The following is a 25,814-nucleotide window of genomic DNA, read 5'->3' as shown; positions in this document are numbered from 1 at the left end:
CGTCATGTCAACTAGTGGCACAACACGAGCGAGCCGACTGATCGAAGTCACAACCGATAAGTTCGTTCGATCCGACCATCCGCACATGCGCCACGTCGCTCACCCGACCGACAGTCGTGCTGTGAGCGACGCCGTCCTTCGTTTTTCGAAACGTAAACGTCTGTGAATGTGCTCGAGGCGGGCGTAGCACCCCCGTCCCGGGCGCGACCTGGAACCGGTCAGGTCCGAACGGCGGTCCACACCTGACTCGCGACGCGCGAATCATCAATACCCAAGTAACCAGCAACCGACTCAGATAGCAACACCACACCTATGACATCCGACATCGACTTCACCGGCGTCTTCCCGGCAATGTGCACGCCGTTCGACGAGGACGAACGCATCGACTTCGAAACCCTTCAGCAGGACGCCCAGCGACTCGAGGCCGCGGGCGTCGACGGACTCGTTCCCGTCGGCTCGACCGGCGAGTCCGCGACGCTAACCCACGACGAACACGTTCGCGTCGTCGAGGCCGTCATCGAGGCCGTCGAGGACGTCCCCGTCATCGCGGGCACGGGTTCGAACAACACCCGCGAGGCGCTCGAACTCTCCGAGCGCGCCGCCGAGGCCGGCGCCGACGGTCTCCTCCTGATCTCGCCGTACTACAACAAGCCCGAGCAGCGCGGACTCGTCGACCACTTCCGCACGATCGCCGACGCCGTCGACGTACCACAGATCGTCTACAACGTGCCCTCGCGCACGGGCCAGAACATCGAACCCGACACCGCCGTCGAACTCGCGGGTCACGAGAACATCGCGGGCTACAAGGCCGCCAGCGGCGACCTTGGCCAGATCGGCGAGATCGCCGAGCGCACGACGGACGAGGAGTTCGCGGTGCTCTCGGGCGACGACGCGCTCACGCTGCCGACGATCGCGGTCGGCGGCACCGGCACGATCAGCGTCGCCGGAAACATCGAACCAGAACTCACCTGTGCGATGGTCGGCGCCGCACTCGACGGCGACTACGCGCGCGCCCAGCAGATCCACCACGAACTCGGACCGCTGTTCCGCGGACTGTTCGTCGAGACCAACCCGATCCCGGTCAAGGAAGCCATGGAAATCAGGGGCTACGGACCCGCCCGGATGCGGCCGCCGCTGACTCGACTGTCCGAGGAGTACCGAGAGGACCTCGAGGCCATCCTCGAGGACCTCGAGCGCGAGTCGACCGAGGTCGCCGATGCGAACCCGGAGGGTGATCGATGACGGTACGGGTCGGCGTCACCGGCGCGACGGGTCGGATGGGCCGGGAAGTGATCGCCGCCGCAGCGGACCGCGCCGACTGCGAGGTCGTCTTCGCGGTCAACCGCGACCCGGACGGCGAGACGGTCGACGGCGTCGACATCGAACCCGCGGGCGACTTCGACGCGCTGGTCGTCGAGCGCGAACCCAGCGTCGTCGTCGACTTCACCGGCCCCGACTCCGCCGTCGACTACGCCGAGACCTGCGCCGACGCCGGCGTCGCGTTCGTCACGGGAACGACGGGCTTCGACGACGGCCAGCGCGAGGCGTTCGAGGACGCGAGCGACGAGGTCGCCGTGCTCCACGCGCCGAACTTCGCCCGCGGCGTTCAGGCCCTGCTGAACGTCGTCGGCGAGGCCGTTCGGAATCTGCCGGGGTACGACGTCGAACTCGTCGAGACCCACCACAACGCCAAACGCGACGCGCCGAGCGGCACCGCGAACCGACTGCTCGAGGAGATCGAGGCCAACGGCGACTTTAGCGGACGGACCCACGGCCGCGACGGCGAGGACCCGCGCGAGGAGGGCGAGATCGGCGTCCACGCTCTCCGTGCGGGCAACGTCACGGGCGAACACGAAATCGTCCTCGCGGGCAACCACGAGGAGGTTCGGCTCGCCCACCGCGCCGAGGACCGCGGGGTCTTCGCCGCGGGCGCGGTCGACGCCGCGGTCTGGATCGCTGGACAGAAGGCGGGCCGATACGAGTTTGCGGACGTGATTAGCGAATGAGCACGCTCGAGACCGATATCGACGGGCTGTGGGACCGCTACCAGAACGACGACGTCACCGTCGAGACCACCGGCGAGGACGAGCAGGCGACGCTCGACGACTTCCTCGACGCGCTCGAGAGCGGCGAGATCCGCGCCGCCGAGAAACACGGCGGCACCTGGGAGGCGAACGAGTGGGTCAAGCAGGGCATCCTGCTCAACTTCAGCCTGCGCGAGACCGTCCCCCGCGAGTACGGCGGCGTCACGTACAACGACGTCCTCCCGCTCGCGGACTCGAGCGACTACGGCGACCGCGGGAGCCGCAACACGCCCGACGGTACCGTCGTCCGCAAGGGCGCCCACATCGGCTCGGACTGCATCCTGATGAGCCCGGCCTTCGTTAACATCGGCGCGCACATCGGCGACGGCACCCTCGTCGACTCCTGTGACACGGTCGGCTCCTGCGCCCAGATCGGCGCGAACGTCAAACTCGGCGCGAACACCCTCATCGGCGGCGTGCTCGAACCTGTCGAGGACGCACCGGTCATCGTCGAGGACGACGTCTCGCTCGGTGCGGGCTGCCGAGTCACCTCGGGATTCGTCATCGGCGAGAACAGCGTCGTCGGCGAGAACACGCTGTTGACGCCACGAATCCCGGTCTACGACCTCGTCGAAGACGAAGTCCTCTACGGCGAACTGCCAGCCGACCGCCGCGCGTTCACGCGATTCGTCGAGTCCTCGATCAGCGACCACTCGCTGTTCGACGGCGGCGCCTACAAACCGGCCGTCGTCGCGACGGACCTCGAAACGGAGACGCTCGAGGCGACCGAGCGCGAGGACGCGCTGCGAGAGTAGTCGAGCACCGAATCCAAACCCTTGAATTCACACGGTCACTTGAACTGAACAATGACTACGCCCACAGAGTCCCCGGCCGTCCGCCGCCTCGACGACTGGGACGCCGTCGACCTGTCCGCGCTCCTGGACGACTACGGCTCGCCGCTGTACGTCCTCGACCTCGAGCGCGTCCGCGAGAACGCCGGTCGCGTCCGGACCGCCTTCTCGGGCGCCGAGATTCTCTATGCCGTGAAGGCCAACGCCCTCGGAGACGTCCTCGAGACGCTCCGCGACGAGGGCGTCGGACTCGAGTGCGCCTCCGCAGGCGAGGTCAAACGCGCACTCGCGGCCAGTGGATCGGGCGCGGACGTCCACTATACGGCCGTCAACCCGCCCGCACGCGACCTCGACTGGGTCGTCGACGCCTGGGAAGACCACCCCGACCTGACGATCACCGTCGGCGCCGAGGATACCATCGACCGACTCGAGGAGCGCGGCTACGACGGCCGGCTCTGCCTCCGGGTCAACCCCGGTATCGGCGCTGGACACCACGAGAAGGTCCAGACCGGCGCGAACGCGAAGTTCGGTGTCCCGGCCGAGCGCGCGGTCGACGTGCTCACCGACGCCGCCGAGCGCGGATTCGACGTCGTCGGGATCCACGCTCACGTCGGTTCGGGCGTCTCGAGCGACCAGCTCGACGACCACCGGGAGTTCGTCTCGCGGATGGGTGACCTCGCACGAGAAGTGAGTACCGCAGTCGGCGGCCTCGAGTTCGTCGACGTCGGCGGCGGCTTCGGCGTCCCCTACCGCGAGGACGAGGAGCCGCTGGACCTCGAGGCGGTCGCCGACGCGACGCGCGAGGCGATCGGCGAGATCGACGCGACGCTGACGATCGAACCCGGCCGCTACGTCGTCGCCGACGCGGGCGTCCTCCTGACGGAAGTCAATACCGTCAAGGAGGCCCGCGACACGCTCGCCGTCGGCGTCGACGCCGGGATGACGACGCTGCTCCGGCCCGCGATGTACGACGCCTACCACCCGATCCGGAATCTGACGGCGGACTCGAGCACCACCGACGGGAACGGCGGCCACACCAGCCGCGAGACGCGGCCGCAGACCGTTACCGGCCCGATCTGCGAGAGCGGGGACGTGTTCTGTACCGACCGCCGACTTCCCGCGAGCGAACGCGGGGACGTCCTCGCGATCGGCAACGCGGGAGCCTACGGCTACGAGATGGCCAACCAGTACAACTCCCGGCCCCGGCCCGCATCGGTCGTCCTCGAGGGCGACGCGGTGCGACTCGCACGCCGACGCGAGACGTTCGACGACGTCACCCGTCTCGAGACCGAGGCGTCCGCCCCGGAGACTGGAACCGGTTCGGACGGGAACGCTGATACCGACGCGGACCGAGAAGCACATAACGACCACGATACTCGATAGCACGATGACTGTTCCATTTCAGAAGTACCACGGCACCGGCAACGACTTTCTAATCATTCACGCGGACGAATTCGTCCCCGATCGGGGCGCACTCGCCGCCCGCGAGTGCGACCGCGACGGCGGCGTCGGTGCCGACGGGATCCTCTATCTCGCGCTCGAGGAGAAGTTCAGGCCCCCGCGCGTCGTGATGACGCTGGTCCAGCCCGACGGCTCGACGGCTCCGATGTGCGGCAACGGCGCGCGCTGTGCCGCCGAGTGGGCCATGGATCGAACCGACACCGACAGCGTCATGATCGACACGCAGTCGGGCACCCTGCGCGCGGATCGGACCGACGGCGTGATCACCATCGAGATGGGGACGCCCGCGTTCGATCCCGACGCGATCCCGGTGCGAGCGGACGAACCGGTCTTCGAGGAGGAGATCGACGGCCTCGAGGTGACGATGGTCAACACCGGCGTCCCCCACGCCGTCGCGTTCGTCGACGACGTGGACGACGTCGACCTCGAGACGGTCGCCCCGCCGGTCCGCCACGGCGACGCGTTCCCGAAGGGCACGAACGTCACGATCGCCAGCCCCGACGGCGACGGCGGCTTCGATCAGCGGACCTACGAGCGCGGCGTCGAAGGCGAGACCGACTCCTGTGGCACCGGCGCCGTCGCCATCGCCGTCGTCGCCCGCCGTCTCGGGCTCACCGACGCCGACCCGGTCGAGGTACGGCCGCCGGGCGGCGACCTCCAGGTCAGCTTCAACGATCGCGGAAATGCGACGCTCACCGGCCCCGTCGAACACGAGTTCGACGGCGAAGTCACGCCCGAGTCGCCGGCCGAACCGTGAGCAGGGACGAACGATGAGCGGGAACGAGCCACGGACGACGGATCGAACGACCGACGACGCGTTCGATCCCGTCGCCTTCCTGGAGACGGCGGTCCAGCACGCCTCTCACGAGGACGTCGACCCGATGCGGACGTTTCTCTGCGAGACGCTCGAGGAGCGAGGCGTCACCCCCCGGATCGACGAGAGCGGGAACGTGTTGGCGACCCGCGGGCCGGCCGACGCCGACACCCACCTCGTGTTGAACACGCACATCGACACCGTCTCGCCGCACGTACCCTTCGAGCGCGACGCGAACGGAACCGAAGCCGACTCCGAAAGCGTCGAACCCGACCCCGAAGACGTCGAACCCGACGGGAACGACGTGATCCGCGGGCGCGGCTCCTGCGACGCGAAGGGACCGCTCGCCGCGTTGCTATCGGCGTTTTTCGCCGTCGACCCCGCGACCGCGAACGGCCGCGTCACGCTCGCGATCACGCCCGACGAGGAGGTGCTCTCGATCGGCGCGTACGAACTGGTCTCCGGCGGAGAGTCGCCGACGCGAGACGCCGACGCGGTGATCGTCGGCGAACCGACGAACCTCGACGTCTGTACGGCCGCGAAGGGACGGTTCCAGGGCACGATTCACCTGACGGGCGCGAACGCCCACGCCGCCGAACCGGAGACGGGAATCAACGCGATCGGGGCGCTCGAGTCCGTCCTCGCGGCGATCCGAACGTTCGACGACCGAGACGATGCGCCGCCGACCCACCCACAGCTCGGCGAGGCGACGCTCACGCCGACCGTCGTCGAGGGCGGCGAGGCCACGAATCAGGTGCCGGCCGACTGCGCGCTGACGGTCGACCGCCGGAGCGTGCCGCCCGAAACGGCAGACGAGTTCCACGCGGCGCTGACCGATCAGCTGGGGGCCGCCGTGCCCGACGACGTGGGTCTCGAGTTTCGCTTCACGGACCGGCGAACGCCGTTCCTTGAGGCCTGGGATACCGACCTCGACGCACCGATCGTCGATATCCTCGCGTCGGCGTCCGGCGGCGACGTTCGGCCCTTCGCCGCCGCGACGGAGGCGTCCTACTTCGCGGCGGACGCGCCGACGGTCGTCTTCGGCCCCGGCGTGCTCGCGGATTCGGAGGGAGCCGTCGCGCACGCGCCGCGAGAGTACGTCCGCGTGGACGCGGTCCGCGAGGCGGCGCGGGCGCTCGAGGAGACGGTGCTGTCGGTCGTCGAGTGAGAGGGAGTTCTAGATCGTCGATCGAAAATCGGCCTTCGTCGAGCGAACGGTTGGGTCGCCTCGAGCGAACGCGTCGCTACCACTTGATGGAGATGTAGAGGAGGGCGATCATGCCGAGAATCGCCACCACGAAGAGGGCGACGGTCGCGATTTCGGGGAAGAGATACTCGATTACCGCGTCGCTCATACCGGGCGTTCGGACTAGTCGTCCAAAGCGATGTTGATCTCGACCCGTCGACCGCCGGACCTACCGAGGCTGAATCAAAACTGACGCGGACGTGCCTGCCGTCGCCGGACGGAAACGGACGCGAACGATCGTCACCCGATCCGATCGGACGATTTTTATCGGCGCTGCGTAATGTAGACAGCAAGCACGTGTCCCCCGTCGCTGTCGCCGCCGATCTGTTCCCCGCCGCACTCGTCGGGGCGGACTCGAGTCTCGTCACGGTCCAGTCGATCGGTGGCGTCGACCTCCGCCGACCGATCGGCATCGCCGTCGGCTGGACAGTCCTCACGCTCGTCGTCGGCGGAGTACTGCTCGCCGGATTCTCGTCGCCGCTGCGAGCGATTCGGGACGACGCCGTCGAGCGTCCGGATCTGGCGTTCGCGACCGGGTTCCTCGTTTTCTTTGCACCGCTGGTCGTCGCCTCGCTCCCGCTGTTCGTTACCGCCTACGTCGTCGAGCATCCGGCGGTGCTCGGTCTCGGCGCGCTCGTTTCGCTGCCGGCCCTGCTCGTCTGTGGCGCGTTGGTGATCGGCGGCGGGACGATCGGCGCCCTCGTCGTCGGTGATCGGATCGCCAGCCGTTTCGGTACCGGCACGCCGTCGCTCGGACGGTCGCTCGCCATCGGGTCGGTCGTCCTCGGCGCGACTCAACTCGTTCCGGTCGTCGGCACGCTGGTCGCGATCGGATTCGTGATCGTCGGGTCCGGCGCTGCCGTTCGACGTCGGTTCGACCCCTGGAACGGCGGTGCCGAGCGTACCCCGATCCGTGGTGGCCATCCGCGAACGGACCGGCCGGAGACCACTTCGGCTAGTCGTTGGGAAACGTCCGACTCGAACGAAGCCGCCGTCTGGCACTCGAGCGACAGCGCGAACCGCGGTGCCGAGACCGGATCGGAGTCACCGACAGCGGTGGCCGGGCGGGCCAATGGCGATACGAACGCGGGCGATTCGAGACGTCCCGAGCGAGGGTGGACCGCTGGTGACCGCTTCTCAGCGGATGACGAGAGAGCCCGTTCGGACGATCAGTGGACCGTCGAGGATTGGGAGTGGGAGATCGGTACCGACCGCGAGGGCGAGAACGAGGACGACGGTCGGGCCTCGGAAGCCGATCGATAGCACTGGGAGCGTGTGCGCGGAGCCGAGCGCCTCAGACGTACTCGAGGAAGTTCACGAGGTAGACGACCGCGTTGAACAGGCCGTGAACCAGTGCGGGGACGACCAGGTTGTCGGAGAGTTCGTAGAGGGCGCCGAGATACAGTCCCAGCGTCGTGACCGTGCCGAGACTCACGAGGACGGCACCGAGATCGTCGCCCAGATACGCGGGGAAGTGGACGATACCGAAGACGAACGCGGCGAGGACGACGGCGATCACCGTGGGAAACGTCTCGCCGAGGCGCGACTGAACGACGCCCCGGTAGAGCAGTTCTTCGCCGGGACCGGTGAGCAGGATGGCGATCGGAATACCGAGCAACAACAGGACGGGGTACTCCCGCCCCTGTTCGATGCCGGAGTGGGTCGTCCCCTCACCGCCCGTTCCGAGCGGGTCGAACAGGTCGATGATCAACTGGTAGCCGACGGAGACGGTGAACGCACCGATCAGACCCACGGCGATCCAGCTCAGATCCCAGATCGTGGGTTTGCGAATTCGGAGGAACTCGACGACGAACGCCGGATCGAACCCCTTGCGTCGAACGATCAGGTACGTCAGCGCGAGTCCGCCGGCCCCGACGACGTTGAACGCGACCGACGAGGCGAGCTGGTAGATCGTCGCGTTGTCGTATCCGAGCACGAGCAGATGCCCCTCGACTCCGAGCGTCGCGGCGAGTCCGGTGAACCAGCCGCCGATCGCGAGGACAAGACAGAGGGCAACGGCGCGGACGCTCGCCGGAACGGGGACCTGAAACCGTCGTCTCGTGGACACAGGTGCCGGTAGTCACCCGCGATAAAAATAGGTACTGACTGTCGTCGCGGCGGGGTGATCCACGATCGCTTGACCGAACGTCTCGAACCGTTCACGCGGTCTACTGGTGGAGTATTCGACGATCCGCCCGGGGTATGTGCGTGCAAGTGTCTAACACGCTATAAAAAGAATAATACCCTGTTTGCGTATCTCAACGAATGGACATGCCTGCTGGAACAGACCAGACGCTTCGGCCGTTTCTGTGGCGTGCAGCCAACCTGTATTCCGACACGGAGATCGTCTCCCGAAACCACGACGGAATGCAGCGATACACCTACGGAGAGTACGAGGACCGAACGAGCCAACTCGCGAACGCGCTCGACGAGTACGGCATCGAGGAGGGCGACCGGGTGGGAACGTTCTGCTGGAACCACTCCCGCCACTTCGAGACGTACTTCGCCGTACCATCGATCGGGGCGCAGCTTCACACGATCAATCCGTTGCTTCCCGACGCGCACATTCAGTACATCGTCGACAACGCCGACGATCGACTGATCTTCGTCGATCAGTCGCTCGCACCGAAACTCGCGAGCGCGGTCGCCGACGCCGACGGCGACGAGTTCGCGGACGTCGAGTTCGTCGTGATGGGAAGCGAGGAGTCCGAACACCTCGAGGCGACGCCGTACGAGTCGTTCATCGAGGGCCACGAGACGGAGTACGAGTGGCCCAACGTCGACGAGGAGCAGCCGGCGGGGATGTGTTACACCTCGGGGACCACCGGGAATCCGAAGGGCGTCGAGTACACGCAACAGATGCTCTGGAGCCACACGATGGCGACCCTGACTCCGCAAGGGATCCCGATGGCCGACGACGACGTCGTGATGCCCGTCGTGCCGATGTTCCACGTCAACGCCTGGGGAATGCCGTTTTCGGCGACCGCAGGGGGATCCAAACACGTCTACCCGGGACCCTCGCCGGAACCCGAAGACATCGCGACTCTCATCGAGAACGAGGGCGTGACGATCAGCGCCGGCGTCCCGACCGTCTGGCTCGGACTGATGGAGTACTGTTCGGAGAACCAGGTCGACCTCTCGACGCTCGATACCGTGATCGTCGGCGGTTCGGCGGCGCCGAAATCGATGATCGAGTGGTTCGACGGCCGGGACGTCGAAGTGCTCCACGCCTGGGGGATGACCGAGATGTCTCCGATCGGCTCAGTGTCCCACCTCAAATCCGATCTGCAGGACGCCGACTACGACACCCAACTCGAGAAACGCGGCAAACAGGGGCTGATGGTCCCCGGACTCGAGTTCAAAGTGATCGATGAAGACGGCGAAGAGATCGCCTGGGATGGGGAGGAGTTCGGAGAACTGTGGGTCCGCGGACCGTGGGTCACGAAGGAGTACTTCAAGCGACCGGAGGCCAACGAGGCGGACTTCGAGGACGTCCCTGCGAGCGGAGCGAGCGGGGAGTCGGAAGACCGAAGGTCTTCAGGAAGGTGGCTCAAAACCGGCGACGTCGTCACCGTCGACGAGGACGGCTACATCCAGATCGTCGACCGTGAGAAGGACGTGATCAAATCCGGCGGCGAGTGGATCTCGTCGGTCGAACTCGAGAACGCGATCATGGCGCACGACGACGTCGCCGAGGCGGCAGTCGTCGGCGTTCCGCACGAGCGCTGGCAGGAACGACCGGTCGCGTTCGTCGTTCCCGGAGAGGGCGTCGACCGGGAGACGCTCGTCCCAGAGATCAACGAGCTGCTCGCCGACGAGTACCCCAAGTGGTGGCTGCCGGACGAGGTCGAGTTCATCGAGGAGGTGCCGAAGACGGCGACGGGCAAGTTCTCGAAGAAGGACATCCGCGAGGAGTACGCGGATCAGTCCCTCGTCGAGGGACAGGTGCCGGAAGACGCCGCGCCGGACCGGAACTGAACGTCGCCCGAGACTATTTTTCGGCGGCGACGAGCGAACCGTCGGACCGGACGTCCCGAAACGCGCTCGTCGCGACTCGTCACTCGCGCTCGAGGATGATCACGCCGGCCAGAATCGAGACGCCACCGACGACGGTCGCAACGGTGACCGGTTCGGCGAACAGCGCCGCCCCGAGGACGACCGTGACGGGCGGTTCGGCGGTGCTGACGATACTCGCTCGGCTGGCGCCGATGTACTGCAGTCCGGCGAAGAACGCCACGACCGGGACTGCGGTCGCGAAGACGGCGATGCAGCACAGAATCACCCACGCCGAGGGTGCCGTGGGGAGCTCGAGTTGCCCGGTAGCGGTCCCGATGACGACGTACGACGTGGCCGCGGCGGGCAAGACGTACGCCGTCAGCACCAGCGGATCGACCGTCTCGAGCACCGCTCGCGAGCCGGTGATGTAGCAGGCGTAGGCGAGCGCGGCGCCGAGGACGACGACCACGCCGACGAGCGACGCCCCGTCCGGGTTCGCGCCGGTGACGAGGACGATGCCGCCGAAGGCCAGACACAGCGCCAGCAGCATCGGTCGGCTGACCCGCTCGCCGATCGTGAGGACCGCGAGAACGACGACGAACGCGGGATAGGTGTAGAGGACGATCGCGACCAGTCCGGCGGTCATGAACTCCAGCCCGAGGAAGTAGAGCCCGCTCTGTGCCGTGTACCCGAATCCGCCGAGCGCGAGGGCGATCGCCAGCGGTCGCCCGCGGAGGGTCGTCGCCTCTCCCCGCCACGCGAGGAAGGCCCAGATCAGCGCGCCGGCCAGCAGAAAGCGAAAGACGAGCACCGTCGGAATCGAGAGCCCCGCTCGCTGGGCGTAGATTCCGAAGATACCGAGCGTTCCGAATCCGATCGCAGAGACGAGGATCAACGCGATACCGACGTGTTCGGTCTCGAGAGTCCGATGAGAGAGATACTCCGCCATAGCGAATCGAGTTGTCGACTCGCAGTACCGCGTATCGGCATACAAAGGCACCGATACGCGCGTTTCGCGGGTTGTGACGTACCCCGATCGTGGAACGTGGTTACTCGAGGTCGTGCTCTCCTACTCGAGGTCGTGCTCTCCTACTCGAGGTCGTCCACCAGCTCGCTCGCGACGCCGGTGTAGCCCGCCGGCGTCAGCGCGTGGAGTTCTTCGCGGACGTCCTCGTCGACCTCGAGGTCGTCGAACATCTCGCGGAAGTCATCGAGCGTGACGTCCTTGCCCCGCGTGACGGCTTTGACGCGCTCGTAGGCGTCTTCCTGCCCCTCGCGCCGGAGGATCGTCTGGACGGCCTCGCCGATGATCTCGGGGGTGGACTCGAGTTCGTCGCGCATGACCTGCTCCGTGGGGACGACCTTCGAGAGCCCCGCAGCGGCCTTGCCGTAGCCGATCAGGCAGTGGGCGAACGCGGCGCCGATGTTGCGTTTGACCGTCGAATCGGAGAGGTCGCGCTGCAGTCGCGACGTGGTGATGTAGTCGGCGAGGAAGGTGAGGTCCGAATTCGCTTTCGAGAGGTTCCCCTCGCTGTTCTCGAAGTCGATCGGATTGACCTTGTGGGGCATCGTCGAGGAACCGGTCTCGCCCTCGACGGCCTCCTGGCCGAGGTAGCGGTCGGAGACGTAGAGCCACATGTCCAGATCGAGGTCGAGCAGGACCTCGTTCGCGCCGCGGAAGGCGTCGAAAACGCGTGCGAGATCGTCGCAGGGGTTGACCTGCGTGGTCAGCGGTTCGAAGCCGAGACCCAGATCGGTGACGAACGCCTCTGCAAAAGTCGGCCAGTCGACGTCGGGGTAGGCCGCGTGGTGGGCGGCGTAGGTCCCCGACGCGCCACCGAGTTTGCCCCGGAGTTCGTCCGTCGCCTGCCGAATGCGTCCCGTCGCGCGACCGAGGCGGGCCGCGTAGACGGCCATCTCCTTGCCGAACGTGGTCGGCGTCGCGGGCTGGCCGTGGGTCCGAGCGAGCATGGGAAGGTCGCGATGTTCGCGAGCCATATCGGCGAGCGCCTCGCGGACCTCGTACAGCTCCGGCAGGAGCACTTCGTCGACGGCGTCGCGGACGAGCAGCCGGTGCGCGAGGTTGTTCACGTCCTCGCTGGTCAGCCCGAAGTGAATCCAGGCCGAGGCGTCGCTGTCGTCGGGCAGCCGGTGGCGAACGAAGTACTCGACGGCCTTGACGTCGTGGTTGGTCGCCTCGAACTCGGCGTAGCCCTCCGTCTCGAGGGTCTTGATCAGTCGCGCGTCCTCCTCCGCGAAGTGCTTGTACAGTCCGCGGAGGCGTTCGCGTTCCTCGAGATCGAGTTCCAGCGGCGTCGCCTCGAGATCCGCGAGGGCGATCAGGTACTCGACTTCGACGCGGACGCGAGCCCGCATGAGCGCGGCCTCGCTGGCGTAGGGCGACAGCGGCGCGGTTCGGCTGCCGTAGCGGCCGTCCAGCGGCGAGACGGCGTACAGGGCGTTCGTGTCGGTCATTGAGCGAGTCTTCCCGTACGCGGTGCAAAAGCGTGTCGAAACTCGGGCCGCTCGAGGCCACGAGTATGCATATCTCGTCGAGACCGTACGGAAATACTGCCGTTATAATGCACACATGTGCATATATCGGTGGACGAGACCGCAACCACTTTGCCCCTCGCGGGCGGGAGTCCGACCATGACGCGAATCGCCGGGATGGCCGGCAACCGAGGGCGTAACCTGTTGAACATCGCCGACCGCGCGCCGGGTGCGGCCGAACTCGCGGTCGTGCTCACGAACAACGCCGACGCGCCGGTGCTCGACGCCGCCGCGGAACGGGGTATTCCGACCGAAGTCGTCCCGCTCGAGGACGGGATGAGTCGGGCGGACCACGAGGAAGCCGTGCTCGAGGTCCTGGCCGACTACGAGTTCGACCTCGTCTGTCTCGACGGCTACATGCGCATCCTCTCGGACACCTTCCTTTCCGAGGCTCCGACGACGCTGAACGTCCACCCCTCGCTGCTGCCCGCCTTCCCCGGGATGGACGCCTGGGGCGACGCGCTCGAGGCGAACGTCTCGGTCACGGGCTGTACGGTCCACGTCGTCACCGACGCGACCGACGACGACGGCGAGGTCGTCGAGAACGAGGTCGACGGCGGCCCGATCGTCACCCAGGAGCCGATTCCGGTCTACGAGGGCGACGACGAGGAGAGTCTCAAGGAGCGCGTCCTCTACGAGGGCGAGTTCCGCGCGTACCCGCGTGCGGTGAAGTGGTTCGCCGAGGGGAGTGTCGACGTGGATCTCGAGGCGGGCGACGTGACGGTCGAGAACGATGTTGCGAGTACTGACGCTGACGACCACGACGGGCTACCAGCCCGACGGCTCATTTCCGACGACCGCGCCGACACCCTCCGCTACGGAGAGAACCCGCACCAGGACGCTGCGGTCTACGCCGACTACACCGCGGACGAGGCCAGCGTCGTCCACGCCGAGCAGTTGAACGAGGGCGCGAAGGCGCTGTCCTACAACAACTACAACGACGCCGACGGCGCGCTGAACCTCATCAAGGAGTTCGACGAGCCCGCGGCGGCGGTCATCAAGCACACCAACCCGGCGGGCTGTGCGACCGGCGATTCGCTCGCCGAAGCCTACGAGAAGGCCCTCTCGACGGATCCGATGAGCGCCTTCGGCGGCATCGTCGCCCTGAACCGGGAGTGTGACGCCGCAACTGCGGAACAGATCATCGACTCGTTCAAGGAAGTCGTCGTCGCGCCCGGCTACACCGAGGAGGCCCTCGAGGTGCTCTTCGAGAAGGAGAACCTCCGTGTGCTCGACGTTGGCGAGCTCGGTGAACGGACCGAGCGCTTCACCGAGAAGCCGCTCGTCGGCGGCCGACTCGTCCAGGAACGCGACCTGCAGTCGATCTCGGTCGACGACCTCGAGGTCGTCACCGAGCGCGAGCCGAGCGAGGCGGAACTCGAGTCGATGGTGTTCGCCTGGCAGACGCTCAAACACGTCAAATCGAACGGGATCCTCTTCACCAAGGGGACCGAGACGGTCGGCGTCGGGATGGGGCAGGTCTCGCGCGTCGACGCGGTTCGGCTGGCGGCGATGAAGGCCGACGAGCACGCGGAGGGCAAGGACGCCGAGGGCGCGGTCATGGCCTCGGACGCCTTCTTCCCGTTCCCGGACGGCATCGAGGAGGCCGCGAAGGCGGGCATCGAGGCGGTCGTCCAGCCCGGCGGCTCGGTCAACGACGACGACGTGATCGAGGCCGCGGACGAACACGGGATCGCGATGGCGTTTACGGGTCAACGGTCCTTCCGTCACGATTAACATCTGCGAACGAACGAAGTGAGTGAGCAGCTTTTTGGTCCAGATTTTTGCGCGAGGGTGAGCGAAGCGAACCCGAGCGGAAAAAGGTGGATCAGCGATGGCGTTTACGGGTCAACGGTCCTTCCGTCACGATTAACATCTGCGAACGAACGAAGTGAGTGAGCAGCTTTTTGGTCCAGATTTTTGCGCGAGGGTGAGCGAAGCGAACCCGAGCGGAAAAAGGTGGATCAGCGATGGCGTTTACGGGTCAGCGGTCCTTTAGACACGACTGAGAGGGTAGCGACACCGTCTGTCGCTCGAAAACGGCGTCGCGCAGTGCGCGGTTCGTCACGACTGTGATTGATACCGATCCAGTCCGTGGCTTGTTTCTACCTAACATATATCAGGTGACAGAATAGACAGTCTCAGTAATCAATGATCGATAGGGTGTCACGTTTGGGAATCGATCCGAGTGGCAGCAGAGAGGACAGATGAACGTTTCACGTCGGAAATTGCTCGCCACCGGGAGTATCGCGGCAGCGGCCGGGCTCGCCGGATGTATTGGCGGGCCACAGGAGCGTACCGCCCTCGAGGCAACCGTCGCGGAGCCGTTCGACACCGCAGCGCCGATGACGGTCCCAGTCACTGTCGACGTATACGTCCAGAACGTCAACTCGAATGCAGTCGGGCTCCGCAACGTCGAACTGGTCTGCTACGATGTGGCTCGAGAGGAACTGACGCGCGAGCGGCTGGGCGACTTCTCGTGGGAAGACGCCGCGCCCGAGCGTCGCGAGAGCGAGGACCACGACTCCGGGTTCGGATCCGTGACCGTCTACAGCGCCGAGTGGACCCTCGAGACCTCGGTGTCAGTTGAGCGAGTCCCGGAGTGGATTACGTTTCATGTGGGGGAGGTGTGGTTCGAGGATGACGAGGTCGAGGCACACTCACAGGGAGCAATCGTCGGGACCGCACGCGCCTCACAGCCACCACCGCCACTCACAGTGACGATCGGCCGGTTCGCGTCCGAACGGCCGCCGTCTAACTCCGTTAGTCCGGACGAGTACGAGCGTTCACGAGTCAGTCCCCGGCTCCCGATCGACAAGCCACTACTCCCAAACCCGGATACAGCTCAGTTCTGGCATGCTCGTCGCAACGAGCAGCGGGCGCGACTCGAGGCCGATATCGACGCATTCATCGAGGACTCGATGTACGGCGTGGCCCCGTCGGCGATCGACGACCCGTGGGAGGAAACGATCGACGCGCTCGAGGATGATCGATCCGACGGGCCACACCTCGTCGAGGGTCCACACACCGTCGCCGCGGATCTCGATGAGCGTGGACTCCTGTCCGATCAGCGCACTGTTCTCGAGGTTCAGCCACAGGATGCGTTCGTCGACCGCGCTACGGAGGTAGTGACGGCCGGCGAACGGATCGTCGGTCTTCCGTCCGGGCTCCATACCATCGCACTCCTGTACAACAGGGATCTCGTCGCGACACCGCCGGAGACGGTCGCGGAGCTGACTGCGATCATGGACGACTACCACGACCCAGAAAACGGGACGTACGGGATCGAGTATCCGCTCTCGAGCCCAGACTACTATCGGCCGTGGATCCACGCGTTCGGCGGGTATTACTACGATGAAGAATCAGACTCGGTAGGTCTGACCGAACCAGAAACGATTCGGGGATTCGAATTCGTCGTCGATAGCCTGTTCCCCTTCGTTGCAGACGTCCCGTATCGATCCGACGACCCTGAAGATGTCTTCGTTGCCGGAAACGCGCCGTTTGCCATCGACGGCCCCAATCTCGCTGCTCGTGCCGCAGCGAACGGAATCGATATCGGTGTGACACCGCTCCCGAAACTCGATGCCACAGAGCGACCACCGAGTCCGTTCGTCACCGTCGACCTGCTGTCGTTCACAAGCCAGCTCACGGATCCGGACGGCAGGGACGCCACCGCTACGGCAACCACGTTCGCGGAATGGTATGCGACGAACGAGGACGTGCAGGTTCGCAATGCCAGGGAATACGGCGCTATTCCGGTGTGCAAGGGAGCGATCGAGCATGACGACCTGCCGGAACCTACTGCGGGATTCGTGGACTCCGCTGCAATGGGCGAACTCGCACCGTCCCTCGTGGAGATGTGGTCCATCTATCAACCCTTGCAGGCTGCGTTCGAAACCGTACTCGCGGGAGAACAGTCCGCGTCGACTGCCCTCGAACAGGCCGAGCGGGAGATCGAGAGCGGCTTCTAACGCAGTTCTCGAACTCGATCGCGGAGCCGTCGCCACAGCGCCTGCGAAACGGGTTCGTTGCGTTTGGCCATCACGACCGTACTGTCGGCCTCGCGTCCGACTGTCTCCGGGACGCTGCCGACGAGGACGCGCCGGAGCAGTCCGGTCTCGGCCGCACCGATAACCGTCGCGTCGTGGCGGGCCGTTCGATCGACGATCGTCTCGATAACTGCGCCTTCGAGGACGGTCCGTTCGACGGCTTCGACGGCACCGAGGGCCGGTGCCGTCCGAGTAAGCAAATCGCGAGCCTCCGCGACGGTCTCCTCGTCGCGACCGGCCGTGACGGTAACGAGTTCGACGCGCGCTTCGTGGGCGCGGGCGAGCGAGCCGGCGACCTCGGCGGCGAGTTCCGTGTTCGGCCCGCCGGCGACCGGCACGAGGATCGACGAGACCTCGGTGGGACCCTCGTCGAGGCGTTCGACGAGGACGTCACACGGTGCGTCGGCGAGCACCCCGTCGATGTGACTCCCAAGAACGACGTCCTGCCGGCGTGGACGGCCCCGCCAGCCGAGCAGGATTGTCGACACGGGTTCCGCCGCAGTGACACCACAGATCGCACTTGCAACGGTTCGAGCGAACCTGATTCGACCGGACGCCTCGAGGCCGTCGCTGCGGGCTCGCTCGGCCACGTCGGCGACGAGCGTCCGCCTGTCCGCGATATCGAGGTCGCGGCGGGCCTGTTCGAGCGAGAGTTGCATTGGGACGGTGACGACTGACAGCACGAGAATCTCGAGCGATCGATCGCGAGCGATGTTGATCGCCGTCTCGAGCAGCCGGTCGGCGGTGTCGGGGTTCGCGACGGGAAGCAGGAGTCGATTGGCTGGCATGGGAAACTGTGCGATTGTTCCGAATGACTGGGTGGAGTGACAAGTACTTAGCCCGGTCAGCGACCAGTAACTCAAACGTTCGTTTGAGCTAGACGAGGTGTTTTTTCACTGGCATGAGATCGAATAAACATGGATCGACGACAGTTCCTCGCGGCATCGAGTATCGGCGTGACGGCGGCGATGGCTGGCTGTACCAGCAGCGCTCTCGGCAGCGGCGAGAGCGACGGGAACGAAGAAACGGCGACCGGCGACACGAGCGAGAACGAGATCACCGTCAGCGCCGACGGCGAGGTCGAGGCGGAACCGGACCGGGCGACGGTCAGCGTGGGCATCGAGGCCCGTGGCGACACCGCCGACGCGGTGCGAGACGAACTCGCCACGAGATCCGACCCGCTCCGGGAAACATTCGACGAACTCGGACTCGCCGACGAGAACGTCGAGGAAGGGCGGTATCGCGTCCATCCCGAGCGGGACGGCGACGGGTTCCGGGGGTCGCGGTCGTTTCACCTCACGATCGACGACGTGGAGCGGGTCGGCACCGTGATCGACGAGTCGATCGACGCCGGTGCGGACGACATCGGCCGCGTGAACTTCACCTTGCGGGAGGAGACGCGCGACGATCTTCGCAACGACGCGCTCGACGAGGCGCTCGCGAACGCGGACAGCGAGGCCGACCACGTCGCGGCCAATCGGGAGGTCGAGATCACCGGAACGAAAGCCGTGACGACGAGCGACGTCAGCTACGGAACCGTCCGGTACGCGGCCGACGACGTCGCGGAGGCCGACGACGGCGCCGCACCGCAGACGGAGTTCGACGCCGGCCCCGTCGGCGTGACCGCGTCGGTGACGGTAACGTACCGTTTCGAGGACACGGCGTAGCGATCGGACTGACGCAGGTTCCTGGTATCACCGGCTGGCGTCGTACTGACGGTGGATCAGACGCACACCTCGAACGAGTGCGTGACTGAGACCGTAATAAAAGCCCAGCAGCGTGACGACGATGAGCGTCTGCTCGAGCCCCGGAATCGAAAACAGCACGTCGAGGCCGAACGGCTCGAACAGGAATGACCTGAGTCCGGAGACGGGAGCGTAGACGAGCAGCCAGAACAGCATCTCGAGTTCCGAAAGGATCGCGTCGGGAAGCGGGATCGGCTGCCGAAACGAGAAGACGGCGAGCGTGGTGGGAACGGCTGCGAGAGCCAGAAAAACGGTCGCTACAGGATGGGTGCGCAACCAATCTCGGATGCGCTCGCGGTGGCTCACGAAAGAAGATTGGATTTCTGACAGTAAAACGATTTCGGTTCGGTGGATCGCTGGATTCACGGCGTGCAGTAGCGACTACTCCTGCCATTCGAGCGATCGACGGCAGTTAGTCACGGCTCTCGACGCGCCGGTCCGGAGTAGAAAATTCATATAGGTTCGCCAACGAGTAGTAGCTATGTCTCTGCCCTCCCATCCGACGCTCTCCCGGCGACGACTGCTCGTGGGAGCGGGAGCAGGCCTCTCGACGCTGGCCGCGTGGGGTCTCTCGCCGCTCGTCACGAGCGGATCGCTCCCGGATAAACGGCCGGAGGTCGTCGGCCATCGCGGTGCGGAGGGGCTCGGCCCGCCGAACACGATGGCGGCGATCCAGCGCGCGCTCGAGGTCGACGTCGACGGCATAGAGCTCGACGTCCGCCGGACCAGCGACGGCGAACTCGTCCTCTTTCACGACCCCGTTCTCGACTGGGATTCGACCGGTCACGGCTGGATTCGGAACACGCCGTGGGCGGACATTCGGGGGACGGAGATCGACGGCGAACCGCTGATCACGCTGGAGCCGGCGCTCGAGCGACTCGCCGAGACGGACGTCTCGATCTACCTCGAGGTGAAGGAGACGGGGGACACCGAAGCGATGCTCGAGACGGTCGACGACTACGGCGTGCTCGATCGGACGACGGTCATCGGCTTCGACGCGGACGCACTCGAGCCGGCACGGAGCCGCGGCGTCTCGACGGGACTCGTCGGTTCGACGCCGACGTCGCAGCTGGCGACCGAGGCCGCCGACTGCGGTGCCGACGTCGCGCTCTGTCACTACGCGCCACATCTCGCCTCGGCCTTCGTCGACGAGGTTCGCGCCGACGACCGCATCGCGGGCATCTGGAAGTTAGTCGATACGAAGGGGACCATCCACGACGCCCTCGAGGCTGGTCCGGACGTGTTGATTACGAACCGTCCCGACTACGCGCTCGAGATACTCGACCCCGCCGGGAGGGACGAATAACGGCTGATCGAAGCCCACTCGAGTGGAGTGGTGCCGACCGGACCCCGTCCCGCAGCCGACCGCTGGGTTCACGGCCGGCGAATCGCTGTGAGAGGGTCCCGTCATGTCCGTCAGCCGTATCTTTTGGCCGGCCTAAACCGAACCGCTTTTGACCGTTTAGGTGAGCCTAAAAAGCATGGATACTGCACGGAAACTCGGTCGAACCAGACGGCAGGTGCTCGCGGCGAGTCTCACGGTCGGCAGCGGGGCAATCGCCGGCTGTATCAGCGGCACCGAACGCGAAGACTCGGACGGCGGCGACACTTCGGGAGATCCGTACTCGGTGAACATGGCACACATCGGTGACGTCGAATTCGATACGGTTCCCGAGAACGCCTTCGTTACGTTTCCACAGTACGCGGATATGATGGTCGCGCTCGGTCACGGCGAGGCGGCGAACACGCTGTTTTCCCCCGAGATGGCCGGCCCGACGATGAACGGCTTCTACGACCACCTCGAGGGCGTCGAGTTCGAGTGGGAACACCTGACGAACCCGCTCGAGAACGGCCTCAAGGAGGAACAGCTCTACGACCTCGACAGCGACGTTCACTTCCTCGATCCGTCGTACATTCTGACGACCGAGGCCGACTGGGAGGAGTCGGACGTCGACGAGATCGCCGACACGATCGGCCCGTGGTTCGGGAACTTCCACAGCGGCGTCCACAGCGATCCGGCCGACGCGTACGCCGACAGCTACGAGTACTACACGCTCTGGGAACTCTTCGAGGCAGTCGCGGACGTCTTTCAGGAACGCGAGCGCTACGAGGCGCTCGAAGCGGTGTACGACGACCTCCGATCACGGATCGAGTCGAACCTCCCGCCCGAGGACGAGCGGCCGACGGCCGCACGGGTCACCCTCGCAGGGGACGAGTTCTACACCTACCACCTCAATATCTCCGGCTTCTGGCAGGCGGACACGCGACCGCTCGACGCACACGACGCCCTCGCCGACTACGACTGGGACGCGGACTGGGGCGTCCTCGACTACGAGGCGATGGCCGACGCCGATCCGGACGTCATCCTTCACCATTGGGGCATCACCCCACAGTACGCTATCGGGGACGTCCGCGAACAACTCGAGGACCACCCCGTCGGCAGCGACCTGACCGCGGTCGAAACCGATCGCGTCGTCGCCGCCGGCATGCGGTACCAGGGGCCACTGATGAATCTGTTCCAGCTCGAGATGACCGCCAAACAGCTGTACCCCGAGCCGTTCGGCGAGTGGCCCGGCCACGTCGCCGGTGAGGGCTATCCCGACATTCCGGCCGACGAGCGACTGTTCGACCGCGAACGCGTCGCCGACATCGTCTCCGGATCGTCGTAAGCGCGACAGTCGATGTACGACGTTCCCGGCGTCACCGTCGCCGATCCCGAACCGGTATTATTTTTAGGCCAGCCTAAAACATAGAGGTGATGCAAAACAACGGACCGACGCGCAGAGCGTTCGTGGGTACGGGACTCGCTGTCGGCGGAACGCTTCTCGCCGGCTGCGTGAGTGGAACGGACGGGGACGAGTCGAACGGCTCGGACGCGGATCCGTACGCGGTCGAGATGGAGCCGATGGGCGACGTCGAGTTCGAACACCCTCCGGAGCGGTGGCTCGCACTGTTGCCCAGTTACGCCGATATGGGATTCGCGCTCGGCGCAGGCCAGACGCTCGGCATTCAGCTTCCCGAACGGTACGCGACGGAGTACTACGACGAGCTACCGGGTGTCGAGTTCGACGCGGACGAGGTCGTCCGACTGAACAACGACGGCGTCGACAAGGAGCTGTTCTACGAACTGGACGCCGACGTCCACTTCATGGAGCCAAACCAGCTCATTCACTGGTATAACTGGAGCGAAACGGACGTCGAGGATATCGAGTCGAGCCTCGGTCCCTTCTTCGGAAACTTCATTCGCCGCCGCAGCGACGAGTGGCACGACTACCGCTACTACACGCTGTACGAGGCCTTCGACAAGATGGCCGACGTCTTCCGGGAACGCGAGCGTTACGACGCGTTCGTCGAGGTTCACGACGAACTGCTCGAGACCGTCGACTCGCGGCTTCCGCCCCGAGAAGACCGACCGTCGGTGCTGTTGGTCTACCCTGCAGACGAGCCGCCCGAGGCGTTTTACCCGTATCGACTCGACGACGGCGGCGTCAGCACGAAACAGTGGCGCGACCTGGGCGCCGTCGACGTCTTCGGGGGGAGCGACGTCGGTCACTACGCGGGCGACGGAGCGACGGTCGACCTCGAGACGCTCGTCGAACTCGATCCCGAAGCGATGCTGGTTCGCGGCCAGGAGGGCGTCTCCGACGCCGAGTTCCAGGACCGGATCGTCGAGCCCCTGCAGGACGATTCGGTCGCGAGCGAGGTGACGGCGGTCCAGGAGGGCGCGATCTACAACGGCGGCTACCTCGATCAGGGACCGATCATCAACCTCTTCCAAACCGAACGCGGCGCCCAGGATCTCTATCCCGAGCAGTTCGGCGACGAAAACCTGTTCGACCGCCAGCGAGTGGCGGACATCGTCCTCGGCGACTTCTGAGCGAACGGCACGCGACTCGAGCGCTCGAAAACGCCGGCACATCCCGTATTGTCGCGGTCTCGTCGGCGAGACGACTACCGCACTCGAGTGCGACACTATTCTCCTGGCCCCCGTGCCGTGGGACGTCTCGAGAGGATCGATTCACTACGGAGTCGGGAACGACACGAGCAAAGACGGATTGCGAATCGCGAAACTGCTGAGCAGACTGACGGTATCAGTCGTCGGCGGGAACGGCCGTCGTCTGTCGCGCGTCGGCCATCGCGAGGACGTCGTCGAAGAAGTCGAAGGTGTCCTCCGGGCCGGGGTTGGCTTCGGGGTGGTACTGGCGCGTGATGACGTCGTACTCGATGCCGTCGATCCCCTCCGGCGTGTCGTCGTTGACGTTGATCTGGGTGATCTCGAGGTGGTCGCCGGGGTCGGCGACGGTGTAGCCGTGGTTCTGCGTGGTCATGACGACCTGTCCCGACTCGAGGTCGAGGACCGGCTGGTTGATGCCGCGGTGGCCGAAGGTCATCTTCTCGGTGGTGCCGCCGAGCGCCTCGGCGACGATCTGCTGGCCGAGACAGATGCCGGCGACGGGCGTGTCCTCGACGAACGCCTCGACGAGACCGATCGCGTTCTCGTAGTTCGCGGGGTCGCCGGGGCCGTTCGAGATGAACAGAACGTCCGGATCGACGCTCTCGACGTCGGCAGCGTTCGCGTCGTGTGGGAGGACGTGAACCGTCGCGTCGCGGGCGACCAGCGAGTCGACGATCGAGCCCTTCGCGCCGCAGTCGACCAGCGCGACGGTGTCGCCGTCGTTGTCTTCGCCGTAGACGACCGACTCGTCGACGCTGACCTGTGCGCCGATCTCCGTGTGTTCGCTCATCGTCTTGCAGGCCTCGAGTTCGGCCAGGGCGTCCTCTTCGGTGACGTCCTCGCCGACGGCGATACCGCACTTCATGGCGCCGCCGTCGCGGATGTCGGTGACGACCTCGCGGGTGTCGAGGTGGTCGACGGCCGGGACGCCCTCGTTCTCGAGCCACTCGGCGACGTCCTCGGTGAGTTCCTTGGCGAGGACGGCTCGCGGGTGGATGCGGTCGGACTCGAACCGTTCCTCGCGGACGCCGTAGTTTCCGATCAGCGGGTACGAGAAGGTCAGGATCTGTTCCTCGTAGGATGGATCGGTGAGACTCTCCTCGTATCCGGTGTATGCCGTCGTGAAAACGAGTTCGCCACGAGCCGTTCCCGAAGCGCGACCACGTCCCTCGATCACGTGGCCACCCTCCAGTGCAACGTAGGCAGCTGTCATTACGATCTACGTATTGGAGCGACCGTCATAAGTGTTGTCTTCGAAGCTGAGTTACGAAATTCGTAATCGGTAAGTGCACCACACACGTAGTCACGGATCTCCATGGACGACCTGGACCGACAGATCCTCGATATCCTCCGGCGAGACGCCCGAACGCCGTACACCGAGATCGCCGACGAGGTCGGGACGAGCGAGGGGACCGTCCGCAACCGCGTCGAACGGATGATGGACGACGACGTCATCGAACGCTTCACCATCTCGACTCGAACGGGCAACGTCAAGGCGATGCTCGAGGTCGGCGTCGCCGTCGACGTCGACACCAAGGCCGTCTCCGAGCGGATCGCCGAGTGGGAAGAGGTCGACTTCGTCTGGATGGTCTCGGGCGAGCAGGACATCGTCCTCGTCGTCGACGCCGCGGACACGCGCGGCGTCAACGATCTCATCACGAAAGCCCGCGATCAGGAGGAGGTCGTGAGCACGAAGACGCGACTGATCCTCGACGAGGAACTCGGCTGAATCCGACCGTTTTCAGTCCTCGAACCGAGCGAGAGTCGGGGACCGCTCGCGAGTTCCGATCCATCGAGTACGCCTCGCGTCACCGAGACGCGACTCCGGTCACTCGCCGTAGCGCCAGTACAGCCTCCGCCCAGTCTTGACGAGCGGCCAGGCGGGGCTGGTTCCCTGTTCCCAGTAGAGGTTCGGGACGAGGCGGCCGCCGAACTTCTCTTTGAACGTGAACCCCCCGTCCTCGAAGTCCGCGCCGCCGCCGCCGAAGTCGTAGTACTCGTAGCCCTCGTCGATCGCCCGCCGGAACAGGTAATCGTAGACGAGTTCGGAAGCGTGATACTCGAAGTACTCCGAGGGGACGGCGGCGAAGAAGCCGTGAACGGTGTCCTGTTCGTCGTTGCGGAGGGCGAGAAATCCGCCGGCGTACTCGCCCTCGACGGAGAGCGAGACGAGCAGAATCCGGTCGTCCATCGCTCGCAGTCGGTCGAAGAACGCGAACGGATAGACCGTCCCGTCGATGTTCTCCATCCGCGTCCGGTAGGCCTCGTAAAACCGTGCCAGGTTCTCTCTGGAGGGTTCGACGTCGTCGATCTCGTGGTCGATATCGCGACCTCGTCGGATGGCTCGGCGTCTGGAACTGTTCATTCCGTCGAAGAGCGCGTCGTACCCCTTGGCGAGGTTCAGCAGGAATCGGCCGTCGATGCGACTCGAATCGTAGCCCTCGGCCGCGAGGCAGTCGTCGTATCGGTGGAAGTTCGTGTTCGATGCGCGGATCTCGTGAACGATCGTGCGGCGGTCACACAGTCGGGGTATCACGTCCGAGACGAGCGAGAGCGAATCGGCGGCGTCGGTCGTCAGCAACGGGCCGCCGAATCCCGGATAGATCGACGTCAATCGATTGAACGGCGTCTTCGGAATCTCGACGACGAAGTTCGGGAACAGTCCCACCAGATCGGTATCGTTCCCGATCACGAGGTGTCTGACCGGATACTCGAGCCCTCGTTCGATCGCCTCGAGCCACTCGTATCGGTGAAAGACCGTGCCGAGTTCGGATCGGTCGACGACGTCGTTCCACCGCGTGCGGTCGAACGCCTGGATCGTATCGACGGCGATCACCTCGAGATCCGATTCGGATTCGCCCATCGTCCGAGCGCGTCCGACACCCTGACTCGTTTCGGCGTTCGAGGTGGCGTATTGGAACATCTGTGCTCTGCCACTAGGAACTCGAGCCGTCGGTTAAGTCATCGTACGATACATCCGCATGTCTTCGAGAAATAAGTACTGTATATCCTGAATTATTCGATAAGTACCTGATTTCCCGCTCGGTTTCGGGAGTGATACGCACCGAACTGCGCGTGAGTTTCACGACGATTCCGCCGGTGTTCGGCTCACGGGGAGTC

The 25,814-nt window shown here is 65.4% G+C and carries 22 protein-coding genes; 15 read left to right on the top strand and 7 right to left on the bottom strand.

Features of this window, described 5'->3' with window-relative positions; all coding sequences use genetic code 11:
* The first annotated feature begins 312 nt into the window (after positions 1-312).
* The 7 genes from dapA (at position 313) to ACSFC7_RS09475 (ending at position 7,659) form a co-directional block, all read left to right on the top strand.
* Complete coding sequence (gene dapA / locus ACSFC7_RS09505; RefSeq protein WP_436347468.1) at positions 313-1,242, top strand: 4-hydroxy-tetrahydrodipicolinate synthase; 930 nt, start codon at positions 313-315, stop codon at positions 1,240-1,242.
* Positions 1,239-2,006 carry a 4-hydroxy-tetrahydrodipicolinate reductase gene (gene dapB / locus ACSFC7_RS09500; protein ID WP_436347467.1) on the top strand — a complete coding sequence of 256 codons (768 nt, stop codon included), beginning with the start codon at positions 1,239-1,241 and terminating at the stop codon, positions 2,004-2,006. The genes dapA and dapB overlap by 4 nt, the downstream gene beginning before the upstream one ends.
* Positions 2,003-2,839, top strand: coding sequence for a 2,3,4,5-tetrahydropyridine-2,6-dicarboxylate N-succinyltransferase (locus tag ACSFC7_RS09495; RefSeq protein ID WP_436347466.1), 837 nt, complete (start codon positions 2,003-2,005; stop codon positions 2,837-2,839). The genes dapB and ACSFC7_RS09495 overlap by 4 nt, the downstream gene beginning before the upstream one ends.
* Before the next feature lie 51 nt (positions 2,840-2,890).
* Positions 2,891-4,258 carry a diaminopimelate decarboxylase gene (lysA, locus tag ACSFC7_RS09490; RefSeq protein ID WP_436347465.1) on the top strand — a complete coding sequence of 456 codons (1,368 nt, stop codon included), beginning with the start codon at positions 2,891-2,893 and terminating at the stop codon, positions 4,256-4,258.
* Between the two features lie 4 nt (positions 4,259-4,262).
* Positions 4,263-5,093 carry a diaminopimelate epimerase gene (dapF, locus tag ACSFC7_RS09485; RefSeq protein ID WP_436347464.1) on the top strand — a complete coding sequence of 277 codons (831 nt, stop codon included), beginning with the start codon at positions 4,263-4,265 and terminating at the stop codon, positions 5,091-5,093.
* Positions 5,094-5,106: 13 nt separating this feature from the next.
* Positions 5,107-6,318: a M20 family metallopeptidase gene (locus ACSFC7_RS09480; RefSeq protein WP_436347463.1), complete on the top strand. Its 1,212-nt coding sequence runs from the start codon at positions 5,107-5,109 to the stop codon at positions 6,316-6,318.
* Between the two features lie 375 nt (positions 6,319-6,693).
* On the top strand, positions 6,694-7,659 hold the full coding sequence (locus ACSFC7_RS09475; protein ID WP_436347462.1) for an ABC transporter permease: 966 nt from the start codon (positions 6,694-6,696) through the stop codon (positions 7,657-7,659).
* Between the two features lie 31 nt (positions 7,660-7,690).
* On the opposite strand, the gene ACSFC7_RS09470 is transcribed toward ACSFC7_RS09475, so the two are convergent.
* On the bottom strand, positions 7,691-8,464 hold the full coding sequence (locus ACSFC7_RS09470) for a CPBP family intramembrane glutamic endopeptidase (RefSeq protein WP_436347461.1): 774 nt from the start codon (positions 8,462-8,464) through the stop codon (positions 7,691-7,693).
* A gap of 203 nt (positions 8,465-8,667) precedes the next feature.
* Between ACSFC7_RS09470 and ACSFC7_RS09465 the strand changes: the two genes are divergently transcribed.
* Positions 8,668-10,374 carry a long-chain fatty acid--CoA ligase gene (locus tag ACSFC7_RS09465; RefSeq protein WP_436347460.1) on the top strand — a complete coding sequence of 569 codons (1,707 nt, stop codon included), beginning with the start codon at positions 8,668-8,670 and terminating at the stop codon, positions 10,372-10,374.
* 79 nt (positions 10,375-10,453) lie between these two features.
* On the opposite strand, the gene ACSFC7_RS09460 is transcribed toward ACSFC7_RS09465, so the two are convergent.
* Positions 10,454-11,341: a DMT family transporter gene (locus tag ACSFC7_RS09460; RefSeq protein WP_436347459.1), complete on the bottom strand. Its 888-nt coding sequence runs from the start codon at positions 11,339-11,341 to the stop codon at positions 10,454-10,456.
* A 140-nt stretch (positions 11,342-11,481) separates the two neighbouring features.
* A complete protein-coding gene (purB, locus tag ACSFC7_RS09455) occupies positions 11,482-12,867 on the bottom strand; it encodes an adenylosuccinate lyase (RefSeq protein WP_436347458.1) in 1,386 nt (461 codons plus the stop codon).
* Positions 12,868-13,044: 177 nt separating this feature from the next.
* On the opposite strand from purB, the gene purH reads away from it, so the two are divergent.
* Together purH and ACSFC7_RS09445 are read left to right on the top strand one after the other, a co-directional pair.
* Positions 13,045-14,682, top strand: coding sequence for a bifunctional phosphoribosylaminoimidazolecarboxamide formyltransferase/IMP cyclohydrolase (gene purH / locus ACSFC7_RS09450; RefSeq protein ID WP_436347457.1), 1,638 nt, complete (start codon positions 13,045-13,047; stop codon positions 14,680-14,682).
* A 470-nt stretch (positions 14,683-15,152) separates the two neighbouring features.
* Complete coding sequence (locus ACSFC7_RS09445; protein WP_436347456.1) at positions 15,153-16,916, top strand: extracellular solute-binding protein; 1,764 nt, start codon at positions 15,153-15,155, stop codon at positions 16,914-16,916.
* On the opposite strand, the gene ACSFC7_RS09440 is transcribed toward ACSFC7_RS09445, so the two are convergent.
* Positions 16,913-17,782 (bottom strand): universal stress protein, encoded by an 870-nt coding sequence (locus ACSFC7_RS09440; protein ID WP_436347455.1) that lies wholly within the window; start codon positions 17,780-17,782, stop codon positions 16,913-16,915. The genes ACSFC7_RS09445 and ACSFC7_RS09440 overlap by 4 nt on opposite strands.
* 129 nt (positions 17,783-17,911) lie before the next feature.
* Between ACSFC7_RS09440 and ACSFC7_RS09435 the strand changes: the two genes are divergently transcribed.
* Positions 17,912-18,661, top strand: coding sequence for an SIMPL domain-containing protein (locus tag ACSFC7_RS09435; RefSeq protein ID WP_436347454.1), 750 nt, complete (start codon positions 17,912-17,914; stop codon positions 18,659-18,661).
* A gap of 27 nt (positions 18,662-18,688) precedes the next feature.
* Here ACSFC7_RS09435 and ACSFC7_RS09430 read toward each other — a convergent pair whose 3' ends face one another.
* Positions 18,689-19,045 carry a hypothetical protein gene (locus ACSFC7_RS09430; RefSeq protein WP_436347453.1) on the bottom strand — a complete coding sequence of 119 codons (357 nt, stop codon included), beginning with the start codon at positions 19,043-19,045 and terminating at the stop codon, positions 18,689-18,691.
* 175 nt (positions 19,046-19,220) lie between these two features.
* Between ACSFC7_RS09430 and ACSFC7_RS09425 the strand changes: the two genes are divergently transcribed.
* From ACSFC7_RS09425 to ACSFC7_RS09415, 3 genes are all read left to right on the top strand, one after another.
* A complete protein-coding gene (locus tag ACSFC7_RS09425; RefSeq protein WP_436347452.1) occupies positions 19,221-20,045 on the top strand; it encodes a glycerophosphodiester phosphodiesterase in 825 nt (274 codons plus the stop codon).
* A 175-nt stretch (positions 20,046-20,220) separates the two neighbouring features.
* The gene (locus tag ACSFC7_RS09420) at positions 20,221-21,408 is read left to right on the top strand and encodes an ABC transporter substrate-binding protein (RefSeq protein WP_436347451.1); all 1,188 of its coding nucleotides are present in this window, start codon (positions 20,221-20,223) and stop codon (positions 21,406-21,408) included.
* Between the two features lie 89 nt (positions 21,409-21,497).
* Positions 21,498-22,616 carry an ABC transporter substrate-binding protein gene (locus tag ACSFC7_RS09415; protein WP_436347450.1) on the top strand — a complete coding sequence of 373 codons (1,119 nt, stop codon included), beginning with the start codon at positions 21,498-21,500 and terminating at the stop codon, positions 22,614-22,616.
* 214 nt (positions 22,617-22,830) lie between these two features.
* Here the strand turns inward: ACSFC7_RS09415 and carA are convergent, their stop codons facing one another.
* Positions 22,831-23,907: a glutamine-hydrolyzing carbamoyl-phosphate synthase small subunit gene (carA, locus tag ACSFC7_RS09410; RefSeq protein WP_436347449.1), complete on the bottom strand. Its 1,077-nt coding sequence runs from the start codon at positions 23,905-23,907 to the stop codon at positions 22,831-22,833.
* A 102-nt stretch (positions 23,908-24,009) separates the two neighbouring features.
* Between carA and ACSFC7_RS09405 the strand changes: the two genes are divergently transcribed.
* On the top strand, positions 24,010-24,423 hold the full coding sequence (locus tag ACSFC7_RS09405) for an Lrp/AsnC family transcriptional regulator (protein ID WP_436347448.1): 414 nt from the start codon (positions 24,010-24,012) through the stop codon (positions 24,421-24,423).
* 99 nt (positions 24,424-24,522) lie between these two features.
* Here the strand turns inward: ACSFC7_RS09405 and ACSFC7_RS09400 are convergent, their stop codons facing one another.
* A complete protein-coding gene (locus tag ACSFC7_RS09400) occupies positions 24,523-25,617 on the bottom strand; it encodes a GNAT family N-acetyltransferase (RefSeq protein ID WP_436347447.1) in 1,095 nt (364 codons plus the stop codon).
* Positions 25,618-25,814 lie beyond the last annotated feature (197 nt).

This window comes from Natronorubrum halobium (genome assembly GCF_051351675.1).
Taxonomy (GTDB): domain Archaea; phylum Halobacteriota; class Halobacteria; order Halobacteriales; family Natrialbaceae; genus Natronorubrum.
Note: the sequence above shows the minus strand (reverse complement) of the source record. Positions and strands in the feature narration are given on the sequence as shown.

What these genes read in the sequence shown, in the direction of transcription:
- ACSFC7_RS09415 (WP_436347450.1), top strand. Translation starts at nt 21,498, where the DNA reads ATGCAAAACAACGGACCGACGCGCAGAGCGTTCGTGGGTACGGGACTC.
- ACSFC7_RS09420 (WP_436347451.1), top strand. Translation starts at nt 20,221, where the DNA reads ATGGATACTGCACGGAAACTCGGTCGAACCAGACGGCAGGTGCTCGCG.
- ACSFC7_RS09460 (WP_436347459.1), bottom strand. Translation starts at nt 11,341, where the DNA reads ATGGCGGAGTATCTCTCTCATCGGACTCTCGAGACCGAACACGTCGGT.
- ACSFC7_RS09400 (WP_436347447.1), bottom strand. Translation starts at nt 25,617, where the DNA reads ATGTTCCAATACGCCACCTCGAACGCCGAAACGAGTCAGGGTGTCGGA.
- ACSFC7_RS09435 (WP_436347454.1), top strand. Translation starts at nt 17,912, where the DNA reads ATGGATCGACGACAGTTCCTCGCGGCATCGAGTATCGGCGTGACGGCG.
- purH (WP_436347457.1), top strand. Translation starts at nt 13,045, where the DNA reads ATGACGCGAATCGCCGGGATGGCCGGCAACCGAGGGCGTAACCTGTTG.
- ACSFC7_RS09480 (WP_436347463.1), top strand. Translation starts at nt 5,107, where the DNA reads ATGAGCGGGAACGAGCCACGGACGACGGATCGAACGACCGACGACGCG.
- purB (WP_436347458.1), bottom strand. Translation starts at nt 12,867, where the DNA reads ATGACCGACACGAACGCCCTGTACGCCGTCTCGCCGCTGGACGGCCGC.
- ACSFC7_RS09445 (WP_436347456.1), top strand. Translation starts at nt 15,153, where the DNA reads ATGAACGTTTCACGTCGGAAATTGCTCGCCACCGGGAGTATCGCGGCA.
- lysA (WP_436347465.1), top strand. Translation starts at nt 2,891, where the DNA reads ATGACTACGCCCACAGAGTCCCCGGCCGTCCGCCGCCTCGACGACTGG.
- dapB (WP_436347467.1), top strand. Translation starts at nt 1,239, where the DNA reads ATGACGGTACGGGTCGGCGTCACCGGCGCGACGGGTCGGATGGGCCGG.
- ACSFC7_RS09425 (WP_436347452.1), top strand. Translation starts at nt 19,221, where the DNA reads ATGTCTCTGCCCTCCCATCCGACGCTCTCCCGGCGACGACTGCTCGTG.
- ACSFC7_RS09440 (WP_436347455.1), bottom strand. Translation starts at nt 17,782, where the DNA reads ATGCCAGCCAATCGACTCCTGCTTCCCGTCGCGAACCCCGACACCGCC.
- ACSFC7_RS09405 (WP_436347448.1), top strand. Translation starts at nt 24,010, where the DNA reads ATGGACGACCTGGACCGACAGATCCTCGATATCCTCCGGCGAGACGCC.
- dapA (WP_436347468.1), top strand. Translation starts at nt 313, where the DNA reads ATGACATCCGACATCGACTTCACCGGCGTCTTCCCGGCAATGTGCACG.
- dapF (WP_436347464.1), top strand. Translation starts at nt 4,263, where the DNA reads ATGACTGTTCCATTTCAGAAGTACCACGGCACCGGCAACGACTTTCTA.
- ACSFC7_RS09465 (WP_436347460.1), top strand. Translation starts at nt 8,668, where the DNA reads ATGCCTGCTGGAACAGACCAGACGCTTCGGCCGTTTCTGTGGCGTGCA.
- carA (WP_436347449.1), bottom strand. Translation starts at nt 23,907, where the DNA reads ATGACAGCTGCCTACGTTGCACTGGAGGGTGGCCACGTGATCGAGGGA.
- ACSFC7_RS09495 (WP_436347466.1), top strand. Translation starts at nt 2,003, where the DNA reads ATGAGCACGCTCGAGACCGATATCGACGGGCTGTGGGACCGCTACCAG.